Origin of the sequence: Indibacter alkaliphilus LW1, from assembly GCF_000295935.2 — a bacterium.
In the GTDB taxonomy this organism is placed as follows: Bacteria; Bacteroidota; Bacteroidia; order Cytophagales; family Cyclobacteriaceae; genus Indibacter; species Indibacter alkaliphilus.
This window is the reverse complement of the sequence record NZ_ALWO02000054.1, coordinates 81,299-106,001: the sequence shown is the minus strand read 5'-3', so window position 1 is coordinate 106,001 and position 24,703 is coordinate 81,299. Positions and strand designations below refer to the sequence as shown.

At 41.0% G+C, this 24,703-nt stretch carries 23 protein-coding genes; 20 read left to right on the top strand and 3 right to left on the bottom strand.

Going from position 1 to position 24,703, the window contains the following annotated elements; translation table 11 throughout:
- Positions 1 to 4: 4 nt before the first annotated feature.
- The 3 genes from A33Q_RS21180 to A33Q_RS21170 form a co-directional block, all read right to left on the bottom strand.
- Complete coding sequence (locus A33Q_RS21180; protein WP_160169364.1) at positions 5 to 3,250, bottom strand: TonB-dependent receptor; 3,246 nt, start codon at positions 3,248 to 3,250, stop codon at positions 5 to 7.
- A gap of 178 nt (positions 3,251 to 3,428) precedes the next feature.
- A complete protein-coding gene (locus tag A33Q_RS21175; protein ID WP_009035469.1) occupies positions 3,429 to 4,466 on the bottom strand; it encodes a FecR family protein in 1,038 nt (345 codons plus the stop codon).
- A gap of 278 nt (positions 4,467 to 4,744) precedes the next feature.
- Positions 4,745 to 5,389, bottom strand: a complete 645-nt coding sequence (locus tag A33Q_RS21170; RefSeq protein WP_009035468.1) for an RNA polymerase sigma factor — start codon at positions 5,387 to 5,389, stop codon at positions 4,745 to 4,747.
- 568 nt (positions 5,390 to 5,957) lie between these two features.
- Between A33Q_RS21170 and A33Q_RS21165 the strand changes: the two genes are divergently transcribed.
- The 20 genes from A33Q_RS21165 to A33Q_RS21065 all read left to right on the top strand — a co-directional run bounded on the left by A33Q_RS21165 (position 5,958) and on the right by A33Q_RS21065 (position 24,534).
- Complete coding sequence (locus A33Q_RS21165; RefSeq protein ID WP_009035467.1) at positions 5,958 to 6,146, top strand: hypothetical protein; 189 nt, start codon at positions 5,958 to 5,960, stop codon at positions 6,144 to 6,146.
- A 390-nt stretch (positions 6,147 to 6,536) separates the two neighbouring features.
- Positions 6,537 to 7,217 carry a response regulator transcription factor gene (locus A33Q_RS21160; protein ID WP_009035466.1) on the top strand — a complete coding sequence of 227 codons (681 nt, stop codon included), beginning with the start codon at positions 6,537 to 6,539 and terminating at the stop codon, positions 7,215 to 7,217.
- Complete coding sequence (locus A33Q_RS21155) at positions 7,214 to 8,614, top strand: sensor histidine kinase (RefSeq protein WP_009035465.1); 1,401 nt, start codon at positions 7,214 to 7,216, stop codon at positions 8,612 to 8,614. Before A33Q_RS21160 ends, A33Q_RS21155 begins: the two co-directional genes overlap by 4 nt.
- A gap of 131 nt (positions 8,615 to 8,745) precedes the next feature.
- Positions 8,746 to 10,134 carry a hypothetical protein gene (locus A33Q_RS21150; protein ID WP_016255699.1) on the top strand — a complete coding sequence of 463 codons (1,389 nt, stop codon included), beginning with the start codon at positions 8,746 to 8,748 and terminating at the stop codon, positions 10,132 to 10,134.
- Between the two features lie 32 nt (positions 10,135 to 10,166).
- On the top strand, positions 10,167 to 10,472 hold the full coding sequence (gene ureA / locus A33Q_RS21145; RefSeq protein ID WP_009035463.1) for an urease subunit gamma: 306 nt from the start codon (positions 10,167 to 10,169) through the stop codon (positions 10,470 to 10,472).
- 22 nt (positions 10,473 to 10,494) lie between these two features.
- Entirely contained in the window at positions 10,495 to 10,881 is a 387-nt protein-coding gene (gene ureB, locus A33Q_RS21140) for an urease subunit beta (RefSeq protein WP_009035462.1), read from the top strand.
- A 14-nt stretch (positions 10,882 to 10,895) separates the two neighbouring features.
- A complete protein-coding gene (ureC, locus tag A33Q_RS21135; RefSeq protein WP_009035461.1) occupies positions 10,896 to 12,734 on the top strand; it encodes an urease subunit alpha in 1,839 nt (612 codons plus the stop codon).
- Between the two features lie 47 nt (positions 12,735 to 12,781).
- Complete coding sequence (locus A33Q_RS21130) at positions 12,782 to 13,306, top strand: urease accessory protein UreE (protein ID WP_009035460.1); 525 nt, start codon at positions 12,782 to 12,784, stop codon at positions 13,304 to 13,306.
- A complete protein-coding gene (locus A33Q_RS21125; protein WP_040490799.1) occupies positions 13,272 to 13,958 on the top strand; it encodes an urease accessory protein UreF in 687 nt (228 codons plus the stop codon). Before A33Q_RS21130 ends, A33Q_RS21125 begins: the two co-directional genes overlap by 35 nt.
- Positions 13,959 to 13,980: 22 nt before the next feature.
- Positions 13,981 to 14,607, top strand: coding sequence for an urease accessory protein UreG (ureG, locus tag A33Q_RS21120; protein ID WP_009035458.1), 627 nt, complete (start codon positions 13,981 to 13,983; stop codon positions 14,605 to 14,607).
- A complete protein-coding gene (locus A33Q_RS21115; protein ID WP_009035457.1) occupies positions 14,600 to 15,565 on the top strand; it encodes an urease accessory protein UreD in 966 nt (321 codons plus the stop codon). Before ureG ends, A33Q_RS21115 begins: the two co-directional genes overlap by 8 nt.
- A 12-nt stretch (positions 15,566 to 15,577) precedes the next feature.
- Positions 15,578 to 15,931, top strand: a complete 354-nt coding sequence (locus tag A33Q_RS21110) for a hydrogenase maturation nickel metallochaperone HypA/HybF (RefSeq protein WP_009035456.1) — start codon at positions 15,578 to 15,580, stop codon at positions 15,929 to 15,931.
- A 2-nt stretch (positions 15,932 to 15,933) separates the two neighbouring features.
- The gene (gene hypB, locus A33Q_RS21105; protein ID WP_009035455.1) at positions 15,934 to 16,656 is read left to right on the top strand and encodes a hydrogenase nickel incorporation protein HypB; all 723 of its coding nucleotides are present in this window, start codon (positions 15,934 to 15,936) and stop codon (positions 16,654 to 16,656) included.
- 113 nt (positions 16,657 to 16,769) lie between these two features.
- Complete coding sequence (locus tag A33Q_RS21100) at positions 16,770 to 17,219, top strand: urease accessory protein UreE (RefSeq protein WP_152527446.1); 450 nt, start codon at positions 16,770 to 16,772, stop codon at positions 17,217 to 17,219.
- A gap of 129 nt (positions 17,220 to 17,348) precedes the next feature.
- Positions 17,349 to 18,377, top strand: a complete 1,029-nt coding sequence (locus tag A33Q_RS21090; protein ID WP_160169363.1) for an ABC transporter substrate-binding protein — start codon at positions 17,349 to 17,351, stop codon at positions 18,375 to 18,377.
- Positions 18,374 to 19,387: a FecCD family ABC transporter permease gene (locus tag A33Q_RS21085; RefSeq protein ID WP_009035451.1), complete on the top strand. Its 1,014-nt coding sequence runs from the start codon at positions 18,374 to 18,376 to the stop codon at positions 19,385 to 19,387. Before A33Q_RS21090 ends, A33Q_RS21085 begins: the two co-directional genes overlap by 4 nt.
- Positions 19,384 to 20,160 carry an ABC transporter ATP-binding protein gene (locus A33Q_RS21080; RefSeq protein ID WP_009035450.1) on the top strand — a complete coding sequence of 259 codons (777 nt, stop codon included), beginning with the start codon at positions 19,384 to 19,386 and terminating at the stop codon, positions 20,158 to 20,160. Before A33Q_RS21085 ends, A33Q_RS21080 begins: the two co-directional genes overlap by 4 nt.
- Positions 20,161 to 20,184: 24 nt before the next feature.
- Positions 20,185 to 20,724, top strand: a complete 540-nt coding sequence (locus A33Q_RS21075; RefSeq protein ID WP_009035449.1) for a GNAT family N-acetyltransferase — start codon at positions 20,185 to 20,187, stop codon at positions 20,722 to 20,724.
- A gap of 13 nt (positions 20,725 to 20,737) precedes the next feature.
- A complete protein-coding gene (locus A33Q_RS21070) occupies positions 20,738 to 23,182 on the top strand; it encodes a TonB-dependent receptor (RefSeq protein ID WP_009035448.1) in 2,445 nt (814 codons plus the stop codon).
- Positions 23,183 to 23,196: 14 nt separating this feature from the next.
- A complete protein-coding gene (locus A33Q_RS21065; RefSeq protein ID WP_009035447.1) occupies positions 23,197 to 24,534 on the top strand; it encodes a hypothetical protein in 1,338 nt (445 codons plus the stop codon).
- Positions 24,535 to 24,703 lie beyond the last annotated feature (169 nt).

Here is a 24,703-nt window from a genome sequence, read left to right as displayed (position 1 = left end):
CGAATTAGAGCCCTACCTGTAGACCTAGAACAAATTCGCGTTGCAAGGGAATGGACAACTGGTTGTCTAATTCTGGATCAAGCCCTCTCCATTTTGTCACAGTAAGAAGATTACGGCCAGTTGCGTAAATCCGGAACCGGTTTCCACCTATTTTCTGAACTAAGTCAATTGGGAATTCATAAGAAAAAGTGATGTCTTTTAATCGCACAAAACTTGCATTTTCGTATATGCTTGTTGATACACCGGCCATTCTATGGGCATTGATATCATTCATATACCATTCATTGCTTGGGTTATCCGGTGTCCACCAATTTTTTACTATTGTGTTTCTTCGAACTCCGGAGGTCACTATTTGATCATCCATCAAATTATTCTCTTTTGTCACCCCATGGACACCATGAATAAAAACCGTTACGTTGAAATTCTTGTAGCTAAAAGCATTTGTTAAACCCCAAATTAAATTAGGATCCTGTCGTCCGATGATTTGTCTGTCTTCTGGAGTTATCTGTCCATCCTGATTCACATCTTTTATTTTGATAAACCCTGGCTGGGATCCCCATTCAGCAGCTTGTGCGACTTCATCCAATTGCCAAACACCATCAAAAACATAATCAAAATTTACCCGGATAGGTTGACCGATAAACCAAGTGTTTGCAATGTCATCACGACCATCACCATAAAGGTCCACTATTTTGTTATCCAGATAAGATATATTTCCTAAAGTTGACCAAGTGAAGTCTTTTTTGACAATATTTCTGGAATGAATCGAGAATTCAACACCCTGATTTTCTGTCTCACCAATATTCTGCAAAATTGAGGTGATTCCATGAACTGAGGAAATAGATCTATGCAAAAGTAAATCATAGGTATTTGTGTGGAAAAAATTTAAATCACCTGAAATTCTGTGATTCAATATTCCAAAATCAATTCCCAAATTCATTGATCGTGAACTTTCCCAACCAAGGGCCCCTTGTCCCAATGTACTTGGAAAATATCCCGGCATAGTAATATTTCCTGCCAGGTTATTTTCTTCCCGTAATCTTGCCATTGACTGGTAGGGCCCCACAGCCTGATTCCCGTTTAATCCATATGAGGCTCGAATTTTAAACTCACTGAAGGTGTCTTTCCATGGAAAGAATTCCTCGTTGCCGAAATTCCAACCTAGGGCAACTGAGGGAAAAATCCCCCATTTAGAATCTGATCCAAAACCTGAATAACCATCTCTCCTACCGGTTAAAGTAAAAAGATAACGACTGTCATAGGCGTAATTAAATCGTAACATTTGGGATACAAGCCGTGATTCAAAATAATCGAAAGAAGGCTCCACCAAGTCAGCCTGACCGCCCGCGTACCATCCTAACAAATCATTTGGAAATCCAGCCATCTCCATTTCTGCTAAGGACTCAATGTCTTTTTGTGTACTAAATACTGCAGTAGCAAATAAAGAATGATCTCCTATAGATTTGTTATATGAAAGAATATTTTCAATTACCGTATTGGAAGTATTTAAATTCACAAGGGTTGCACTTCCCTGGGCATTAAGTCCATCAAAAGTATTTCTTCCTCGATAAGTATTATTATCTGACACCCTATCCATAAGGCCATAATTAAACCTAAAATTCAAACCAGGGATGAACCTTTCGAAATCTACAATGGCAAAATTATTGGTTACAACTTGCCGGGATTTATCGGAGTTTTCGAACAGAGTCCTTTGAAGAGGGTTTGCACGTGCAGGGTCATCTGCGATTGGGAAAACCGTCAATGATCCGTCCTCGTTGTAAGGTACTGCTAGAGGGTTTGCTAAAAAAACATCAAACATGCTTGGAGCCACACCGCTTTTATCGGCAAATGTTAGCTGGGTACGTGTACCGATGGTAAGCCAATCTGCGATTTTGGTATCTAAATTAAATCTGCTGCTCCCTCTGAAATAATTATCACTTTGTGTTATACCTCTCACATTCAATACGGCTCCTGAAACAAAATATGAAGTGTTTCCGAAACCTCCCGATATGGATAGGTTGTGCTGATTACTCATTCCCTGTCGGAACGCAAGGTCTTTCCAATCGACCCATGCCCCGGCATCATAAACCGCCTGTTCTGATGCAGTCACTCCACTTGGCAACCTATCATTTTTGAAGTTATAAAACTGAGGGCCGTCCATGTAATCAGGCAAATTCGAAAATTGTTGAGTGGAAAAAAAACCATCGTATGATATAGTTGGTGCTCCTTCTTTACCTTCTTTCGTAGTGACAAGAATAACCCCATTTGCTCCTCGTGAACCATATATAGCAGCCGCTGAAACATCTTTCAAAATTTCAATAGATTCTACATCATTAGGATTTATATCTGAAAGATTCCCTCCATATGGAACTCCATCGACAACGACCAGTGGCGAATTATTTGCCCCGATTGAATTCCGACCCCTTACCATGATATCTTGGCTAGGTTCTGCACCTGCAGAAGTATTTTGAACCATTACACCTGGTATAGATCCTTGAATGGCTTGGGCAATATTTATATTTGGCACCATTTCCATCCGCTCTTTGGGAATAGAAGCGACTGATCCTGTGATGTCGCTCTTTTTCTGACTCCCATACCCCACTACGACTACCTCTTCCAATGAGCTGGCATCCTCAACCATCTGAACAGATATTATATCAGAAGACCCAACTGTTCTTCTTTGTTTCTCATATCCAATAAAAGAAAAAACAAGTACATCACCTTCATCTACTTCGATTACATAATTACCGTCCAAATCTGTAACAGTTCCTACACTTGTACCTTCCACTATAATGGTCACACCAGGCATGGGCTCACCCTGCTCGTCAGTTACGGTACCACTTACCGAAATGTCTAAGCTCAGCGGAGTTGGAAGTGAGTCAGCTATTTTAAGGAGTTTGACATCTATACTGTTATTTACCTGCCTAAAACCTAAATTCGCCTGGAGTGCTACTTCCTTTAGGAAACTTTCTACACTTCCAGATTTTCTTTGTACGCTTACAGGAAGATTCTCATCAATCTGGTTTTGGTCATACAAAAAGTTGAAAGATGTTTGGGACTCTATATTCTCAAAAAATTCGGTCAATGTCAGCGACTTTTTTTCGATACGAACTTTAACCTCATCTATCGATTTGTACTGCCCGTTTACATTGGAGGCCAACACAAAGTTGAGCACCAACATTTGTACTATTAGCCCGTTCAGGAAGTTTTTTGACAACATATATATTGTCTTTTGTAAATTAATTTTCATATTTTTGATTGGTTTATTGATAAATTCACTAGGCCTGGTTATCAGGAGCATTCACATTCCCCAATGTTTCGATATGCCCGTAACCACTATTAAATGGGCTAACTGATTTAAATCAGTTGGCCTTTTTTTCAGGATGTATCATTAATTTTCATGTTATTTTGGGTCATGACTTTTTTACTTAATTAAAGGAGATATTAACTTTTTTGCCTTCTATTTCATATTTGAATTCTTCAATATTGGAAAGGCTTAAAAGGACGGTTTCAAGGGTTTGATTTTCAAATTTCCCATTGAAATGCCATGAGGTAGAGTAACTTCCAGAGGTGCTTATGGTCACACCATACCATCTTTCCAGTTCACTTTTGACATGTTCAAAAGGAGCCTTTTTAAAAACCAATGTACCGTTTCTCCAGCCTTGAACCAGTTCCAAATCAAAAGGGTAGACTGCTCCTGTTTTATCTTCAGGGTTGTAAACAAGTTCCTGTCCCGGGATTAAAAAATATTCTCCTTCACTGAATGTATCGTCTACCTTAACCTTTCCAGTTACTAAAGAAACTCTCAAATCATCCTTATCTCTGTTGTTTACATTAAATGACGTTCCTAGAGCCGTAATGGTCAAATTACCAGTTTGTACTTTGAAAGGTTTTGCAACATCTTCAGCAATTTCGAAAAACCCTTCCCCATGTAATTTTACCAGTCTTACATTATCCTCAAAAGCACTGGGAAATTCTAAACTGCTTCCAGCATTAAGCCAAACCATAGATCCATCAGGTAGAGCAAAATTGAGTTTTTCCCCATAATTGGTACTTTTTGTAATGAAAAACCATGATGGAATTTGATCGCCTGCTTCTGGTCTATTCTCTTTAAGTATAGCATGAAACAAAAATGATATTGCGAAAATTACTACAAGAATGGCTGCCACTCTACTGAATTGATTGTTCCAAAAAGACGTCTGAATGTTTCTGGGAGTCTTTCTTTGAGAGGTTCCTGTTGAATAGTCTTTAAGTAATTTGTTCAATACTTCTCTCTTTGTTTCCATACTTGGTGTTTTAGCAGGAAACTTAAGGTTCAGCAGAATTTGTTTAGCCAGTTTTATATCCTCTATCCTATCAGGATTTGATGCTATCCACCTTTCCCAATAGAGATTGAGATCTTTGTCGGGTTTTTTTACCCACCTAATAAATTCCAGGTCTTCTAAAAGGTCTTTGATTTGTGGCATATAAATAGTCGAATCAATTTTTAATAGGTAAAGCAAATTATTAAGGGAACAACGCCTAAAAATCCTATTTTTTTTTTGACAAAAATTTATTCCGCAGACTAAATGGCGAATGATTCAGAAAAATCATCTATCATATCCTATGTGAATTTAAAATCTGATCCAAAAACTTCAGGTTATCTAGATCAAATTTTTACAATTATTATTTTAAAAAAATCAATTGTGCGCAGGTTGAAAAATTCCGTTTAATGAATCACACTAAATATTTCTGTGAGAAAATTTTAATGTGTTTCTAAAATATAAAAAAGTGGAGGAAGGAAACCTAATGAATTTCTCAATTTTCTAAGGGCTTTGTATACAAGATCTCTTGCAGATTTGGCACTTGATAACCCCATCAGTTCCTTTACTTCTTCATAGTTGAGTCCCTCAAAATAAATATAATAAACTGCCTCTCTCTTTCTTGGTGACAAATCTTCAATAGCATTTTTAATTTTGGCAGTTTGTTCTGCATCCATTTGGCTATTTATCAACATTTGTTCATATGAAAAAGTGATTTCGAAAGGAGTATGATCATCCAAACCACCACGCTTTCCTACCCATCCTTTTAGTTCTTTAAAAAGTCTCACTTTTAGACATTTGAATAAATAAAACTTAATATGGTTAGTATCCCCAATATTTTTGCTGTTTTTCCTCAAATCAAAAAACACGTCATGGATACTGTCCTTAACAACTTCTTCATTGGGGGTTATACGCATCCCGTAACTGAATAGAACATCAAAATAAGTCTCGTAAATATTTATAAAAGCGGATTTATTACCCGCCAAAAAAGCCTTCCATAATTCAAAATCAGGTCTTTTCGAAATTTCGACATCAATTGATATAGGCTTCTCTTTTAATGAGAAACTCTCATTAACTCTTTCTTTCATAATAGGTTATAGGCTTATTGGTTTATGAAGGAAGTAATTTTTGCCATAAATTCAAAATGATTTTATCTCTTCAAGCCAAATTAGAGGATACGTTTTACACTTATAAATATAATTGCAGCAACTCTTCCATTGAGTACTATAAATTTCTGTAAATCCAAAAATACCCGTATTTAAGTTGCTGATCCAGATAAATATTAAATGCAAAACCATTATTAAACAAAGGACATTCTTTACATTTTATTGGAAAGATTAACAAAAAAACAGAAAGAAAAGAATCGCCATTTACAGAAGTATGTTTTGAAAAAACCGGGAAGGTTTCCTCTTGAAAGCCCTGTTTTTCTTGGCAGGTTTAGGCACCCTTGGCAAAGCAGCATTTTTTCAACATTGCATCCTTTCAATGGGGCTCAATTCAGCAATTGAAAGAAAGACAGTTGGAAATGGTAAAGCCAGGGTTTTCTACCATATAATTTTCTTATCACTTACCTTTTGAAGTTTGATGACATACTCATTCATGGCTACCTCCTTTCCTTTTTGAGCTAAACTCAACAGTAAAAAATGCATTACATATATGGAGGCTGATCAGGACATACTCTTTATCAGAGTCATGACATTGTTGTATCTGCTCTCCATCCAGCAGACGGAGAACAAATCCAATATTTTCAGAAGTAGCCATGATATTGTTGCATACTTTTCACTCCTTGAGCTGGAGCTTTTGATGGCTAATGATGAACCATCTGTCTGCATGTCCATGCTCTGAGTGCAAGGGGGAACGGAATAAATCCTACCCAGAAAACTCCTCCTGTTTTAATCCCTTGAAAAACCTACACCATCACATCGGACACGTGAGCAGGGACAGGCATAACTTGGGAAGCATTAGTAAGAAAAATAACAAATTACTTTTGAACCTGCTCTCCAGCTTTTAATTGTTCAGCGCCAATTTATTTTTTTACAAAAGCTTTAAGTTAGAAAAGTAAATTTATAAAAAGACTGCGCTGCAAAATCAGGTGAAAAATAGACTTTAAATAGTTTCATCCGTTCCCTAAAATGATTTATTTACTAAGTTAACGTGTGTATTACAGTTGTTAGGCCAAAGAAATTTTAGAATTTTGGTAATATTACTTTTTCATACAAAATCAATGACCTAATCATGAAAATACTTCTATTGGAAGATGAACCCAAGGTAATTTCGATCATCAAGCGGGGACTTGAGGGCGAAGGCTATGATTTTGCAGTGGCGATGGATGGGTACACGGCTTTAAAACTTGCCGGACTTCATTCCTTTGATCTGATTATTTTGGACATTATGGTCCCGGGCATAAACGGACTTGAGGTTTGCGGCAATATCCGACGATTTGATCCAAATGTACCTATCCTGATTCTTTCTGCCCTAAACTCTACAGAAGACGTGGTCAAAGGCCTTGATATCCACGCGGACGATTACATGACCAAGCCTTTCAAAATTGCCGAATTGGGTGCTAGAATGAGAAGTCTGATCCGCAGATCCAATAGACATAAAATTGAGGACAACACCATTTCCCTTGCTGACCTCAAGATGGATCTGGTCACCATGGAAGTCACCCGTAACAATAAAATCATCAGCCTCACCTCTACCGAGTTCAAACTTCTTGAACACCTGATGATGAACCAGAAAAGGGTTCTTCCAAGACTAGATATACTGGAGGCTGTTTGGGGCTATGAATTCAACATAGGTACCAATGTGGTTGACGTATATATCAACTACCTTAGGAAAAAAATAGATAAGGACTTTGAACCGAAACTTATCCATACGGTGGTAGGTGTAGGTTATGTGATGAAGGCGGCGGTATGAGGCTTTCCTCTCAATATAGATTAACCCTGATTTTCACAGGAGTGATGGCTGTCTTGCTTTTTTCGGTCAACATCATCATGTACAATCTCTCTTCGGGCTTCAGAAAACAGAATTTTCTCAAAAGTCTGGAAGACAGGGCAGCCATTATTGCAGTAGCCCATCAAAATGAAAACTTCCAAGAGGTCCTTCTGGAACTTTCAAGACAGCAAGTCCACCGAATTACTGAAGCAGAAGATGTAGTGTTGAAATTGGAATCAGGCAGCCAACTTGATAAGTCCAAAATTGATTTCCCCTTAAGTCAAGATTTTTTCCATCAATTAACGCGCGATGGAACTGCAGGGGAAGTTATCAAAAACAAGTCTTATGCAGGGGTTATATTTAAAAATAAAAATACTGGTGAGGACTTCCTCGTACTCAGTGCAGCTGAGGACATAACCGGAAACGCGTATAGGAAAAAACTAAGGGCATCCCTTGCAGCAGCTTTCTTAGTAGCGGTCTTGACGATGATAATTACCTCAATTATTTTTTCAAAGAGGTTGTTTGACCCAGTATTAAGGCTTATCAAAAGTGTCAATAGCATCAACGCATTCAACTTGGGAACCAGATTGGAGAAAGGGGAATTTAGCGATGAAATTGCAGAGTTAAAAGACACATTTAATGACATGCTGGCCCGTATAGACGAAGCATTCAAAACCCAGCAGAAATTCATCGGAAACACTACACATTCTTTAAGAACTCCCCTTACCGTTATCATGGGCGAGGTAGAGATCGCTCTGGCCAAACTTGACAAAAAACATGCATTATATGAACCACTGGAAACCATCAATCAGGAAGCGGAAAAGCTGAACCATATTGTCAATACACTTTTGGAGGTGGCACGTTCAGGCACCGGAAAACAAAAAAGGGAATGGGGAAAAGTGCGGATAGACGAACTGGTGAAGTCCATTTATGATTCCGTCATTCGAATGGACAGTAATTTCAAATTGAAAATCGGATCCCCTTCAAAAATGTTGAGGCATCATTTTCTCCTAGTCAATGGAAACGAAAGCCTTCTGAATCTTGCATTGACCAATATCGTTCTCAACGGAATAAAGTACTCAAACCAAAAACAGGTGAAAATCAAATATGGTATAAAAGCCAATAAAATTTTTATAAGAATCATTGACAATGGAATCGGAATTCCAAAGGATGACATTCCAAATATTTTTCTACCCTATTACCGCGCCACAAACACCCTATCTTTTGAAGGTTTTGGCATTGGCCTCCCCCTTACCATGGATATTATCAACATGCACGGCGGAACCATCTCTGTGATGTCCAAACCTAACTATGGGTCTATTTTCACTGTGGAGTTGCCTGTAGCAGTATCGGAGAACACCAATTTTGAGACCTTATAACAGTGACTATCAAATCACTAAAAGCTTTACATGCTTCCCCCTCTCTAATCAAATTTTAATTTCTTTCTTAAACCATCCTAATAAGTCCAAAATATCTTCGCTTCGAAAGTTAGTCCGAAATGGATCACCTAATGAAGAGAAGTATAACCATTTTGAGTGTATTGTTTCTGATTTCAGACATGAAATCCGTTTATGCCCAATATGTGCCCGAGTATGAAAATGGTTTTAGGGTAAAAATCTCGGAGGATGACAGCAGGTACTTAAGACTGATGTTTTGGAATCAGATTTGGGTAAGGGAAATGCAGCTCAATCCAGGCACCAGCATCAATGGGCAGGCCGCCCAGCGTTCTTTCGACATTGGCGCTAGAAGGATGCGGATGATCCTAACAGGACAGATTTCGCCTAGATTTATGATGATGGCGCATTTTGGCATCAACAACCAGACATTTATTAATGGAGGTGCTGCGGGTGCGGAGGGAACAGGGGGCTATGGTGCAGGGAAAAAACCCGGTATGTTTTTCCATGACTTCACTTCTGAATATGCCGTAATTCCGGAGTTTGATCCTATTACAGGCACCAATAGTTTCTTCAGCCTATATCTAGGTGCAGGCCTGCATTCCTATTTGGGGGTTTCGAGAATTTCTATGGTCAGTACAACCAATTTTCTCACATTGGATTCACCTATTTTTTCATTTCCATTGGTGGAAGCTTCAGACCAATTTGTCAGGATGTATGGAATATACGGCAAAGGCAAAGCAGGAAAATTAGAGTATAGGCTGAGCTTAAACAAGCCCTTCGCTACTGACCTACAACCATTGGAAGAAAATGTGGCAGTGGATAACAGTGGGATTGTAAAACCTTCCCTGGGTGGTTATTTCGAATATCATTTTCTGGAACAGGAATCTAACCAACTCCCCTTCAAAGTCGGAAGCTACTTGGGGAGCAAAAAAGTACTCAATCTAGGTGTAGGATTTTATCATCAAAATGAAGGTACACAGAGCCTTCAACAGGGAGAAAAAGTACATCATCCCATTTCATTAAAAGCAGTGGATCTATTCTTGGACTTACCAGTAGGTCAAAAAACCAAAAATATGGCATTTACCTCCTATACCGGATTTTTTGTTTACCAGTTTGGACCCAATTACCTCCGGCATTTTGGTATTATGAATATAGGTTCAATAGATGCTGGGTTTACAGGCAAAACCTCAATTTCAGGACCAGGAAATTCGGCACCGATGATCGGGACAGGCAAAATTTTATATAATCAAACCGGTTTTAAACTACCTGATTTCAGTGGCAACGACAAATTGAGGTTTCAGCCATTTATTGCATACACCCGAGCCAATTTTGAAGCCCTGGCACTACCATCCATCAAATGGGATTGGGGAGCCAATATGTTTGTGCAAAAGCACAACGCCAAAGTCTCAGTCCAATATTCACTCAGACCAAACTTCCTCTCTCCTACATCAATGGATGGATATTTGGGACAGTTTACGCTACAGTTTCAGACATTCTTATAATTCAATCAAACAATAATAAAAAGAACAATTCCATGCATTTGAATCCAGTAGAAACAGAAAAGCTCCTCCTCCACCTTGCTGGGGAGTTGGCCGCAAAAAGACTCAAGCGAGGTTTGAAGCTCAATTATCCTGAGTCAATCGCCTATATCAGTGGGAGACTGATGGAGGAAGCCCGTGATGGTAAAAAATCAGTTGCCGACCTGATGCAGTTTGGCACCAAGCTCCTCAAAAAAAACCAGGTCATGGAAGGCGTATCGGACATGGTTCATGAACTACAGATAGAAGCCACCTTTCCGGATGGTGTCAAACTAATCACTGTTGACCACCCTATTCGATGATCCACCTTTAAATAAGACAACTATGATACCAGGAGAATACATTCTTAGAAAAGAAGAAATCAAGGCCAATGTAGGCAGGAACACTGTAAGGGTAGAGGTATCCAATACAGGAGATCGGCCTATTCAAGTAGGCTCTCACTACCATTTTTTTGAAACCAATAAAGCACTGGAATTTGACAGAGAAGCATCCATAGGTATGCGTTTGAATATCCCCGCCAGTACTGCGGTAAGATTTGAACCGGGTGAAAAGAAAACAGTCATCCTAGTAGAATTTGGAGGCGATAAAAAAATCACTGGATTCAACAATCTTCTGGAAGGCAATGCTTCCAACGAAAACACCAGGACAAAAGCATTGGATAAAGCCCAAAAGGAAGGCTTTAAAAGTACACCTAAGCAACAAAAACCATAAACAAAAAAGAAATTATGTCAAATTGGGATAGAAGAGAATGGATAAAAGTAGTCGGGCTAAGTACAGCTGGCCTGTCCATGCTGGGCCTCGACGCACTGGCAAAAAATGACCCTTCTGCAGTCAAATACATAGATGGGGAATTATATATCCCCAGGGACAAATATGCATCAATATTTGGCCCAACCGTGGGCGATAAAATCAGACTGGCAGACACGGATCTTTTTATCGAAATAGAGAAAGATTATGCGGTATACGGTGACGAGAACAAATTTGGAGGAGGAAAAACCATCAGGGATGGAATGGGGCAGAGTACTACGGCCACTGAATCTGATGTACTGGATCTATGCCTCACCAGCTGTACCATTGTAGATCATTGGGGTATTGTAAAAGCGGATATCGGTATCAAAAATGGTAGGATAGTAGGTATAGGCAAAGCAGGTAACCCCGACACCCAAGAAGGAATAACACCGGGGATGGTAATCGGAGCCTCCACTGATGTGCATGGCTGCGCAGGAAAAATAGTCACTGCAGGTGGAATAGATGCACATATCCACTTTATCGCCCCACAACAGTTTGACGTGGCACTTTACAGTGGTATAACTACCATGCTGGGCGGAGGAACAGGTCCGGTAGATGGCACCTTAGCCACCACTGTCACACCAGGCAGATACTGGATACACAACATGCTAGAGGCCTGCGAAGCATTCCCAATGAATGTGGGCTTCTTGGGCAAAGGGAATGTATCCTCTTTTCAACCGGCTGCTGAGCAGATTGAAGCTGGAGCTTTGGGACTGAAACTTCACGAAGATTGGGGGACTACTCCTTCAACCATTGATACGGCTCTTAGTGTAGCAGATCGCTACGATGTGCAGGTGGCCATTCACTCCGACACCTTAAATGAAGCCGGATTCCTTGAAGATTCAGTCAAAGCCATCAATGGCAGAGTAATCCACACTTTCCATACCGAAGGTGCAGGTGGTGGTCACGCTCCGGACATCATCAAAATAGCCATGTATCCAAATGTCCTTCCTTCTTCAACAAATCCAACCAAACCCTACACGGTCAATACAGTGGATGAGCATTTGGATATGTTGATGTCTGTTCATCATTTGGACAAAAAGATCCCGGAAGATGTGGCATTTGCGGACTCCAGAATCCGTCCTCAGACCATTGCCGCAGAAGATATTTTACATGACATGGGGGTCTTCAGTATGATGTCTTCCGACAGTCAGGCAATGGGCCGAGTAGGAGAAACCATTTCAAGAACCTGGCAGACAGCCCATAAAATGAAACTACAGAGAGGGCCTCTGGAAGTGGATGCTGCCAACGGAAATGACAATTTTAGAGTCAAAAGATATATAGCCAAGTACACCATCAACCCTGCCCTTTCACATGGCATTTCATCTTATGTAGGATCCGTGGAAAAAGGAAAGTATGCGGATTTGGTGATTTGGGATCCTGCTATGTTCGGTGTGAAAGTGGATACCGTGGTCAAGGGAGGCATGGTAGTAGGCGCAAAAATGGGTGATCCAAATGGCTCCATTGCTTACCCTCAGCCGGTCATGTTCAGACCTATGTTTGGCTATCACGGTCGCTCCATACAAAAATGTTCCTTCAACTTCGTGTCACAGGCTTCATTGGACAATGGAAAAGTGGAAAGACTTGGACTTGGCAAAAAGTCCTTGCCAGTGTTCAACTGTAGAAATGTCTTCAAAAAGGACATGATCCACAACCATGCAACGCCAAAGCTGGAAGTAAATCCTGAAACTTACGAGGTTAGGGCTAATGGTGAGTTGCTTACCTGTGATCCGCTGAAGGAAATACCCATGACCCAACGCTATTTCCTTTTCTAAACAACATAATCTGATCTGGGGGTGATCCCTCCAGATCTACTTTAATTATGATCAGGATATTTGGTAAGGGAAAATTTACGAACAGTAAAATTCCGGAGTCTGTGGAGGAGGACACCTTGGAACTGGATTGGTTTGAAACATCCAAAACCATTTTCCGCAAAACAACCCGGAATGGTAGGGAAATCGGAGTACGCAAAGATAGTACCCCACTTGAGGATGGCGATATCCTTTATCTGGATGAAAGCTTCAGTATCAGGGTACGGATAAAGCCCACAGCATGCATAGTCTTCAAACCTAAAAGTCACAAGGATATGGGGGTGATCTGCTTCGAAATTGGCAATAAACACCTTCCGATTTTCATAAGTGATGAGGGAGAGGTCCTTGTTGAGTATGAAAATCCTCTTTTTACCTTATTGGATAGATTCGGATATGAACCCAGAAAGGAAACAAGGAAATTATTGAAGACACATGCGCTGCGGGTCAATAAACATGAATTCAAAACTACTGCCAGGATCAAACTTAAACACAAGATACAAGATGAATCCCCTATTAACATTACTGCAAATCAATGACTCTATGTTTCCTATTGGAGGGTTTACCCACTCTTATGGGCTGGAATCTTATGTAAGTCAGGGCTTGGTCCATGATGTAGCTACTTCCACGATTTATGCTGAAAACATGATCCGTGATAACGTTTATTATAATGATGCAGCTTTTTTGGCTCAGACTTGGGGAATGCTTTATGAAAAACAACATACTTCCAAATTTCAAAAACAGGATGAATTTATTACTGCAATAAAAGCACCCAAAGAAATCAGGGAGGCAAGCCGAAGGTTGGCTATCCGTTTTTTAAAATTAACTCTTGATCTTAAGACTGATGTCAAGTGCAAAAACTACCTGAAAAAAATTCAAACCGGAATATTACATGGGCATTATCCAGTCGCCTTTGCCATGTATGCCTATGCCAATGGTTTAACACTCAAAGACACGCTTTCCGCATTCTATTACAATACACTCAACGGAATTGTCACCAACTGTGCAAAATTGGTTCCTATCAGTCAAAATGATAGCCAAAAAATCCTTTTCAACTTACAGGGATTGATTTCAGAGCTGGTTGAAAAGCAAGAAGAATTAGATCCTGACCTAGTGGGCTTATGCGCTATAGGTCAGGAGATCAGATGCATGCAACACGAAAAACAATATTCAAGACTTTACATATCCTAAGAAACTAAATCATTCAATTATTATGGAAAGAAAACATGTCAGAATTGGAGTAGCCGGTCCGGTAGGATCAGGTAAAACCGCCTTGATCGAAAGACTTACACGCAAGATGAAAGACGACTATTCTATATGTGTGGTCACCAATGACATCTATACACAAGAAGATGCGCAGTTTTTGCAAAAAAATTCAAGCCTCCCAGCAGACAGAATTGCAGGTGTGGAAACGGGCGGATGTCCTCACACTGCTATCCGCGAAGATGCTTCTATGAACCTGGAAGCTGTTGAGGAACTGGTTGCCAGACACCCAGATACAGAAATTGTCTTTGTGGAAAGCGGAGGGGACAACCTTTCGGCCACATTCAGTCCAGATTTAGCCGATGTGACCATTTTTGTAATTGATGTGGCAGAGGGTGAAAAAATCCCAAGAAAAGGAGGACCTGGAATTACCCGCTCGGATCTTTTGATGATCAATAAAATTGATCTTGCCCCTTATGTCGGAGCTGATCTCGGCGTAATGGAAAGGGATGCCAAACGTATGAGAGGTGACCGTCCATTTATTTTTACCAACCTTATGACTTTAGAAAACCTGGACAAGGTGATCGGATGGATTAAAACCCACGCCTTGTTGGAAACCTCAGAAGACCATGCTTAAAAGCAGAATGGCCCTGGAGGCTTTCGAAGAAAACGGCAGAACCCATCTTGGTGAAAGTTACCATAATGCCCCCTATAAGATGGTGCATTATGGTGATAAAAAACTTCACCAACATCTGGAAATGATCATGATGTCGGCTTCACCTGGCATGATGGAAGGGGATGAATTGGAAATAGACATTAAAGTCAAAGCGAATGCCCACCTAAGGCTCTATACCCAATCCTTCAACAAAATCCATCCAATGAAGGAAAAAGGCGCATTGCAACTGACCAAAGTCAGAATGGAAGAACATAGTATGCTCCACTTCATCCCTCATCCTGTGACGCCTTATGAAGGGTCTATATTCAAAACAGTAAATGAATTAGAAATTCCCAAAAGCGCATGCCTTATCTGGGGTGATATCATCGCCTCTGGTCGGGTAACCAAAGGTGAATCCTTTCAGTTCAAAAGCCTTCATTCTGTCACTAAACTAAAAGTAGATGGTAGCTTAGTGCTCTATGACAATCAGCTTTTGCAACCATCCGACATTCCAATTCAGTCCCTTCTACACTATGAAGGGTTTACACATCAGGCGACCTTGATATACACCTCTCCTTTTGGTGATCAGCTAAAGGAAGAACTGGACGAGATTCTTGCAGGTCAATATCAGGAAATCACTTTTGGTTTTACCAGTTGTGGACCTAACTCAGTAATGCTGCGGGCTTTGGGAAATGATGGAGAGTTGCTCTACGAGTGGATGACAGCTATGGGTAGATTGTGCTGGGAATACACACTTCATAAAAAAGAAGAAGAGAAGATTCAGAAAGACTTAAACTCCCCGGCTGAAATACAACAGCCAAAACTTGAAAAAACTCCAATAGAATTACAGTCAGGTAAACAATCCAAAAACACCGAAACAAGAGCCCGACATGCCGGCAAAACCAAGAGTAAGAAAAAAAAATCGGTGCTTTCAGCCTAAAATTTAATCGCCATGCATGAAGTATCTGTAGTCCGAAACATCTTTAAAGCTTTGGAAGAAGCATATCCAAAAAGGTATGAAAGGATTGTCAAAGTGGAAATCGAGGCCGGACTTCTGAGTAACATACAACCCATCCTGATACAAAACGCCTTCGAAGCTTTGAAAACAGAGGAAACCCATCTTTCAGATGTGGAAGTAGAAGTCAAGCTGTTGCCTATTCTGGCTTATTGTACAGATTGCCAGAATAACTTCGAAGTAAAGTATCACCGGTTTGTCTGTACTTGTGGGAAGCCATCTTCCAAAATCGTACAGGGTGAGGAATTACAAATCAGCAAAATAGATTTCAAACAAGATAAATCACATTAATTATGAGCACCAAAAACAATCCAAAAAGCAACCGCATGCCAGTAGGATCAGTGCAGTCAGAACATATCAACCTCAGCCTTCTCAAAGCCAATGACTTTGTGGCCAAAAGTGTCAGGGAAAAGCTTGAGGGTGTATTGGTTGTCAACGTCTGTTCCTCTCCTGGAAGTGGCAAGACTACCTTGATGCAGGAAACAGGCAAAAGGCTAAGAGACAAGCTCAACATGGCCGTTCTCGTAGGCGATCCAGAAACCGACAGAGATGCTGTCAGGATGAAGGAAGTAGGCATCAACGCCCTTCAGATAGTCACAGGTGGGATGTGCCATATTGAGGCCCAGATGATATTGCAGGCAATTGACCACATCGATCTATCTGGCGTAGACCTACTCTTTATAGAAAATGTGGGCAATTTGGTTTGTCCTGCCGCCTTCGATTTGGGCGAAGATTATCGTGTCACGGTCATAGCAGCGACCGAAGGAGACGATAAACCCAAGAAATACCCCCGCATGTTTTTGACCAGTGAACTAATGGTAGTATCCAAAGCTGACCTGCTTCCTTATGTTCCATTTTCGGTAGATGCAGTCACCAAAGATGCAAGAGAAGTAAACCCTGACCTGGAAGTGTTGACGCTTAGCAGTCTTAAGGGTCAAGGCTTAGATGAATGGTGTGACTGGCTGGTCAACAAAGTGCAGGAGAAAAAAAGCAAGACAGCCGTCTCTGCTGTTTAATCACATTCCTTAAGGCGATCAATTTCTAACTAACATCCAAAAGGTGTCTGCCCTCCCCGGGAGGCACCTTTTCTTATATACTGACCATGGATACTTTAAAACCTTTAAATTTGGTGAGCACTCAAGACCCCATACCTAAGGAAGCACTAAAAGCCCACTATTCTGAGCTTCACTATTTGTCCTTAGAATGGTATGAAGTAAATGTATCCGCTCTCAAAAGGCAGACCAACAGAAATTTATGGGTCCAAATTCAAAAGAGCAGCTTAGTACATTATCAGGATGGGGACGTGATTTTTGATGAAAATGGAATCAGGGTGGTCGTTCAAATTAAATCCTGCGACACATTAGTCCTTAGTCCCAAAGACATTATAGAAACTGGAAGGATTTGTTTTGAAATTGGAAATCAGCATATCCCCATTTTCTTTAACGACCAAGGAGAAGTCATGGCAGCTTATGACGGCCATCTTTTTGGCATTCTCCAAGGAGGAGATTTTGATATGCGTATTGAAGAGAGAATCCTACACCCCTCCCAGATGATCAAAGCCTATGGTAATTTTTTCTAATCGAATTTTAATTCCACTCTAATCCCACCTTTACCCCCTTCTAATACCTCCTGAATACCTTTGGCAATAAACTCAAATCACAACCAAGGTATGTCAAAACACCAATGTTTGAAAAGACCCTCAAGAAAAATGAACGGATTCATATTATTGATTGGTATAGCAGTTTTATTCATGTGTTTGTTAGGTTTATTTTCTTGCAACTCCGAGTCCCCTGAAGAAGAATCTTCTAACACCACCCTTTTATCAGCTACAGATGCAAGGGGTAAATCTGTTTCTCTTTCCAGTCCCGCTAAACGGACAGTGGTCTTATACCAAGGAGCCTTGGATGGCTTATACATGCTTGGTGCTGAAAAGAGTTTGGTAGGCATTCAGCATAATATTTACACCAACCCAGAAACCTTCAAGTATTTTGGGTTATTGGATCCTAGGATAGCTAGGCGGGAAATAGCAGCTCCCGGTAATTGGGAAAACTCCACCAATCTGGAATCAGTAGTAGCATTAAAGCCTGATCTTGTCATAATGGCCTCCGGACAATCGGGAGCAATAGAAATTCTTGAGTCATTTGGAATAGCGGTGTTCGCAGTCTCTCCAAGCAATAACGAACAGTTGTATGAAGAGCTTTTAGGAATAGGAATATTGACGGGGACAGAGAGCCGAGCCAGAGAATTGCTGGGCTTTACCGAAACCAAGCTTCTTGAAATCCGCGAAAAAACATCCCATATCAATAAAAAAAAGAAGGTTTACTATGCTTGGTCGGGTGGCAGGATTTATTCCACATCAGGAAGGAGCAGCCGTATGCACGAATGCTTTGATCTGGCGGGGGTGGAGAATGCCTGTCCATTTGACATTGATACGCCTAACATCAATCCCGAAAGCCTAATTGCATGGGATCCTGATATCATGCTGCTCTGGAACAGCAAGCAGGAGGATTTATTGAATGCACGCGAATTGAGCAGTATGCGGGCCATCGCAGAAAAAAACATTCACGTATTCGAACCGGCTTTTTTTTATGACCCTCACACACTAAAGATCATGTACATGGCCTTGGAACTTCACGAAGTTGCCTATGGTGACAATCCTGAACTGGATTTAGACGAATTCCGCAAAGAGATCATGACAGGACTTTATGAAGAAAAAGCTAAGCAACTTTTCTTATGAAGAATACAGCGGCAAACTTCCTTATATATGGAATTCCGATTCCTTTGATATGCTATTCACTCAGCGTTGGGCCGGGTAGCACTGTGGTAACCTGGGAAATGTTCGGAGAGTGGATTAGGCTGAGGCTTGGTATGATGGAAGTCGGAGAAGTGAGTTCTGAAGTAGCTTTGGGCAAAAACATTCTGGAGCGAATTCGACTTCCAAGAGTGCTTTTGACCTTTTTGATAGGAAGTGCTCTTGCGGTATCCGGTTCTGCTTTGCAAAGCGTATTCAGAAATCCACTTGTCGACCCCTATGTGCTGGGCATTTCTTCGGGTTCTGCCTTTGGAGCGGCGCTTGCCATCGCATTTCCTTTGGTACAAATTAATATTTCGGCCTTTATATTTGGCTTGGCCTCTGTCCTGTTAACCTATATTTTTTCATTTTCCGGGAAAAACAGCTCCATTATCGGTGTCATTCTTTCCGGAATGATTGTCTCAGGGATTTTCACTGCATGCCTCACTATTGTCCAATACATGTCAGACCCTTATCAACTCCAAGCCATTGTCCAATGGACTATGGGTAACCTGCATCATGCATCATGGGGCAAAATCGGTCATGCCATAACCCCAATAGCCATAGGAATTACAGGCATTTTCATCATGCGCTGGAGATTGAACCTTTTGGCATTGGGAGATGTCGAGGCCAAAGCTGTGGGGGTAAACCCTCAAAAAGACAAAATTATTCTGGTATCACTCGCCACGTTAATCACCTCAGCGTCGGTGGCAGCCGCAGGAATAATCAGCTTATACGGCCTATTTGTCCCACACCTTACAAGAATGCTTGTTGGCCCGGACAATGTAAGAAGCATACCTGCCAATATATTCTTCGGAGGTTCTTTTCTACTTCTGATCGATAATTTCTCAAGATCATTGATGGAGTTTGAGATTCCCATTGGGATTTTTACCATGCTGCTCGGCGCTCCATTTTTCTTATTTCTGATGAAAAAAAATAAGATCAATTGGGTATGAAGACTTCAGTAGCTATATCGGTTAAAAAAGTGGACTTCAGCTATGGTTCTACCAAAATCCTGGATCAGGTTGATGTTGATATACAGAAAGGTCAGTTCACTGTACTTCTAGGAAGGAATGGCTGTGGGAAATCCACCATTTTTGGACTGATTACCGGTTTGGAACAGTATAAAACCGGATCCATCAAGATTTTAGACAAAGAGAGGAAGAAACTATCATTTGCTCAATGCTCCAAAATCATGGGTTTTATGCCACAATCTCACAAACCCATTTTCCCATTCAAAGTAAAAGAGGTGGTATTGACGGGACGGGCTGCCTTTTCAGGATTCTCCCCGTCGGCGGCAGACAAGAAACTTGTGCTGGAAGCATTGGAAGAGCTTGGAATTGGCCACTTAGCCGACAGACCCTATTCAGACCTCAGTGGAGGTGAGCAGCAATTGGTCATGATTGCAAGAGTCATGGTACAACAACCTCCTATCATCTTATTGGATGAACCCACCAACCACTTGGATGTATATTATCAAACCTATGTCATGCAGTCTCTAAGAAGAATGTGTGACAAAGGCATGACAGTAATCGCCATCATGCATGATCCAAACCTGGCACTTTCTTATGCTGATAAAGCCTACTTTATGAAAGACCGTAAAATCCTGGATTTTGAGCAAACGGAATCCAGTAATCAGGCAGCCTTTTTGGAATACATCTACAATATTCCATTCAATGAAATACCTAATTCCGGGAAGTCTTACTACCTACCTAAAAATGATAAGTAACCAGTTCAAGGATTTTATAAAGCTATGAAATATACCATTCAAGAAATAAAGAATAGAGACCTTCCCATCGTCGTCCGGATGATCAAGGAAAATAGGCAGCAACTTTTTCCTATGCTCCCTCCATTGACTGAGGAACAAGTAGAAAAGGACTTTATCCGTGATTTCATCCTTTCCAAAAAAGGTGCATTTCTGCTTGCAAAAGACAGCGAAGCCAAGATCATCGGCATGATAGGCATGAAACTGTACGATCACCATTTTGCCAATCTAAAATATGCCAATGAAACCATAGTTGAAATAGTCAAACTTTTTGTAAAACCTGAATGGCGTAGAAATGGACTAGCCACGGTCTTGTACAGAACCTTAGAAATCAAAGCCAGAGCACTTGAAATTCAGCTATTGTATCTGCATACCCACAGGTTTTTACCAGGTGCAATTTCTTTTTGGGAACAGAACGGATTCCTTAAGACATGGGAACAAAATGGAAATTTGGAAACAGTGCATTTTGAAAAAAAGCTTAAAAACCATCCAACAGTTCGTACGGCATCATCAAAAATGAAAGTATAAAAGTTAACTGAAAATGAAAAACACGCTTTTATATCTTTTGTTATGGTCCAATTTTCTTGGAGTTATCAACCCCTTATTGGCTAATGAAACCAATACAATACATGGAACAGTCCTGAATCTCGAAGGTGAACCCCTTCCGGGAATTATGGTTTGGGTGAAGGAATTTCAGATAGGTACAGTTACGGATCAAAATGGAGAATATGAAATTCAGGTCACTTCCAGTAAGGATTTCCATATCAATTTCAGGGGCTTGGGATACACTTCCAAAACTATTTCCTGGAACGAGGTGGGCAGCGATGGCAAATTTAGACTAGATGTGATTTTGGATGCCAAGGATCATGCATTACAGGAAATATTGATCTTGGGTAGGAAGGAGACCACCTATATCAACTCCTACAGTTTTATGGGAGCAAAGACGGCTTCCCGTGTCATGGATATACCACAGACCATAAGTTCCGTAACCAAAGAGCTTATTGAAGACCGGCAGGCCTTTCAAATCACAGAATTGGCCGGAAATCTGGCAGGTGTCAACCAGTATTCAGCTTACGATGATTTTACCATTAGAGGGTTCCGTAATGGTTGGGAGTCTGGGTTCCGTCTGGTTAATGGGCTTAGGTCCGGCTATGGTTACGGCACGAGCTTTTTCAGGGTACCACTTACCGTCAATCTAGAAAGCATAGAAGTACTGAAAGGGCCGGGAGCGACTTTATTCGGGGATGTAAGTCCAGGGGGAACCATCAACTTGGTGACCAAAAAACCGCTGGAAGAAAACCGAACAGCTTTGAAATTCTCTGCTGGTAGATTCAATACCTTACGCACCACCTTCGATGCCACGGGACCACTCAATGAAGAAGGCACCTTGCTTTACAGGTTAAATATAGGTTATGAAGACAGTAAAACCTTCCGTGATGTAAATCACCGGAAATCCTTGATGGTGGCACCTACCGTGACATTTATGCCTACTGACAAGACTACCTTTAATTCGGAAATTGTATATAGTAGCTTTGATGGGTACCTGGATCGGGGCATGGGTATTAGAGGAGGAGACCTATTTGGATTACCAAGGTCATTCAGCATCAGTCAGCCAAGTGATTACTTTCGAGTAAATGACATTTCACTCAATGCTTCCTTAAATCATAAATTCAGTGATCGGCTTTCCCTTAATGCCGGCTATATGAAATTTGTGTACCACGAAGATCTTGCAGAACACCGTACGTTGGGAACTTATCAAGACGCACCTGCCAATACCGTCATGAATATCAGGTACATGGAGAAAAAAATCCATGAAACTACAGATAACCTTACTCTGTACCTGAACTACGAAAATGAAATAGGACTTACCAAACACCAGTGGTTGGCGGGGATGGATTATGCCCAATTTGCTACGGATAAAAAAGGCCATCAGTGGGAAGCAAGGACTAAATCAGTAAATGGAGAGGCAATTCCTCTGACATTCGATTTGGATAACCCAAGCTATGAATTGAGGGACCCTTCAAATTATCTGCGTTTACCTATTGCCCCATTCTTCATTGACTACCTCAATACAGGCTATCACACTACAGGATTGTACCTACAGGATAAGGTTCAATTTGGCTCAAAGCTTCAGATGATGCTGGGGTTACGCCATGAACGGTTCAGCGAACAGAGGAGATTTGACCAAGAAGATGAACAAATACTTCAGAGTGCTACATTACCTAGAATTGGACTTACCTATAGGTTCAAACCTAATGTCAATTTTTTTGTAGGGTACAATCAGGGATTTAGGCCATTGCCTCCTCAATATATAAGAAATCCCGAAAACTTTGGTGCAGAGAAGCCCTTTCGCCCTGAATCATCCTTTCAAATGGAAACAGGCGTAAAGGCAGAATTTTTCAAACGCCAATTATTTTCAACTCTGTCATTGTATCACATACGAAGGGAAAACATTCTGGCCCAAACAGGACAGGTAACCTCGGGCGGTAACCCTGTAATGAGACAAATTGGAGGAATCAGTTCCACAGGTATAGAAACAGAATGGGCTGGAAACATACTTCCTAACCTCAGTCTCAGTGCTAACTATGCCTTCAATGTGACGGAAGTCTTGCATTCGGACATAGAAAGTGAGATTGGCATGAATGCCCCCAATGCTCCCAAGCATTCCGCTGGCGCATGGCTAAAGCATAGGTTTAATTCAGGTAGTCTCGAGGGTTTTGGATGGGGGCTTGGATTTACCCATGTAGGAGAGCGAAGAATGGAAAACCGGGTGCAAGATGTACAGACCGGAGAGCGGATATGGGATTATTGGCCTTCATACTCTTTGGTTGATCTCTCTTTATTCTATCAGGTAGATAAGTTTAAGATCAGCCTCAATGCCAATAATTTATTGGACACCTACTATTTCGTGGGAGGTTATGATCACCTCAGGGCATTCCCCGGTTCCCCACGCATGTTATTGACTGGATTTTCATACACCTTTTAACCCCCACTATCAAAATGAAGAAACACCACCTCACATCAATCGCACTACTAACTTTCCTTTGCTATTCCTTAACGGTACATAGTCAGGAAACTGATTTTCAAGAAGCAGAAATCCACGAATTGGGAATACCTGATAAGGCCTCTCAAGCGGGGTTGAGTTTACTCAAAGGAACTCCGGCAACAAAAGCTCTGGAAATAGAAGAGGATAAAGAATCCACCAAAAAGGAATCCAGAATCCCCTATCAGGTAGGTGCTATCATCCACATGTTTGGGGCTTACAGTCAGGGAGAGATCACTGCCCAACAGGCAGCTGACCCCAATTTCCGGAACAGTTACGATCGAAGTTTCAATGTTTACAGGGCGCGTTTGATGTTTGGAGCACAGCTATCCAAAAAAGGGAATGTTTTTATAGAAACTGAGATCCCAAGGATTATTGGATCCGGTACCGGTGAGAATAAGAATATGGAAGTGCCTTTAATGGTGTTGGATGCACAATATGAACATGTTTTCAGCAATTACTTCTCTGTCATAGCAGGGCAGATGCTGGTCAGCCACAACCGGAATGGTCTTCAGGGAGCCGCTACCCTTATGGCCAATGATTTCACCCATTATCAATACCCATACAACATGTGGGAGGACAGCCCGCTTCAGGGGTATTTTGGCCGTGATGTAGGAATCAATACGAGAGGGTTTTTGGCACAGGACCGTTTGGAGTACAGGTTGGGAGTGTTTACGGGAAGAAGGTTTGATGGAGGAGCCCCTGCAAGATATGTGGGTCGTCTGGTATACAATTTTCTCGATCCAGAAAAAGACTTCTATTACAATGGCACAGGATTGGGAACACGCAACACCTTTGCACTAGCCGGTGGATTTGATGTGCAGGGTACCTACCGAAACGTTGGATTGGATGCTTACCTCGATATCCCAATCGGAGATAAGGGTGCTCTGACCGTGAATGCCGCCCATACCAATATGACAGGTGGAATAAGCACTTCAAAGTACAATTTTACAGAGCTGATCCCAAGGCAAAACATCCAGTTTTTGGAAATGGGCTATTATTTCAAAAGGTCCCAATTTCAACCTTGGATCAAATACGAAAACCAATCCATCAATGGCCATCCAAGCCAATTAGGATTGCCACAAAATGCCAGCGAGCAACAGCTAAGCGATGCTAACCTGATAGGTTCCAACCAAAGGGCCGGATTCGGGTTGAATTACTTCTTCAATGCTTACACAACTAACCTCCGGTTATCCTACACCCAGGTCACTTATGGCCGTGAAGCATTCAATGGAGGAGCAGAAAAGGACAGCTATAGTCAGCTTTGGTTACAATTGCAGCTATTTGTGTTCTAAAAGAGGTAGGTTTTGCGAAATAGAAGAATAAAAAAACAATATGCCATAACCCTTAGATTATATTATAATCAGCTGTTTTTTAATTCCTTTAATCAAAATATTGATTAAATTTATCACTAGTAGATCAATCTAATTTAAACTGAAATAAATAGATAATATTTAAAAATAT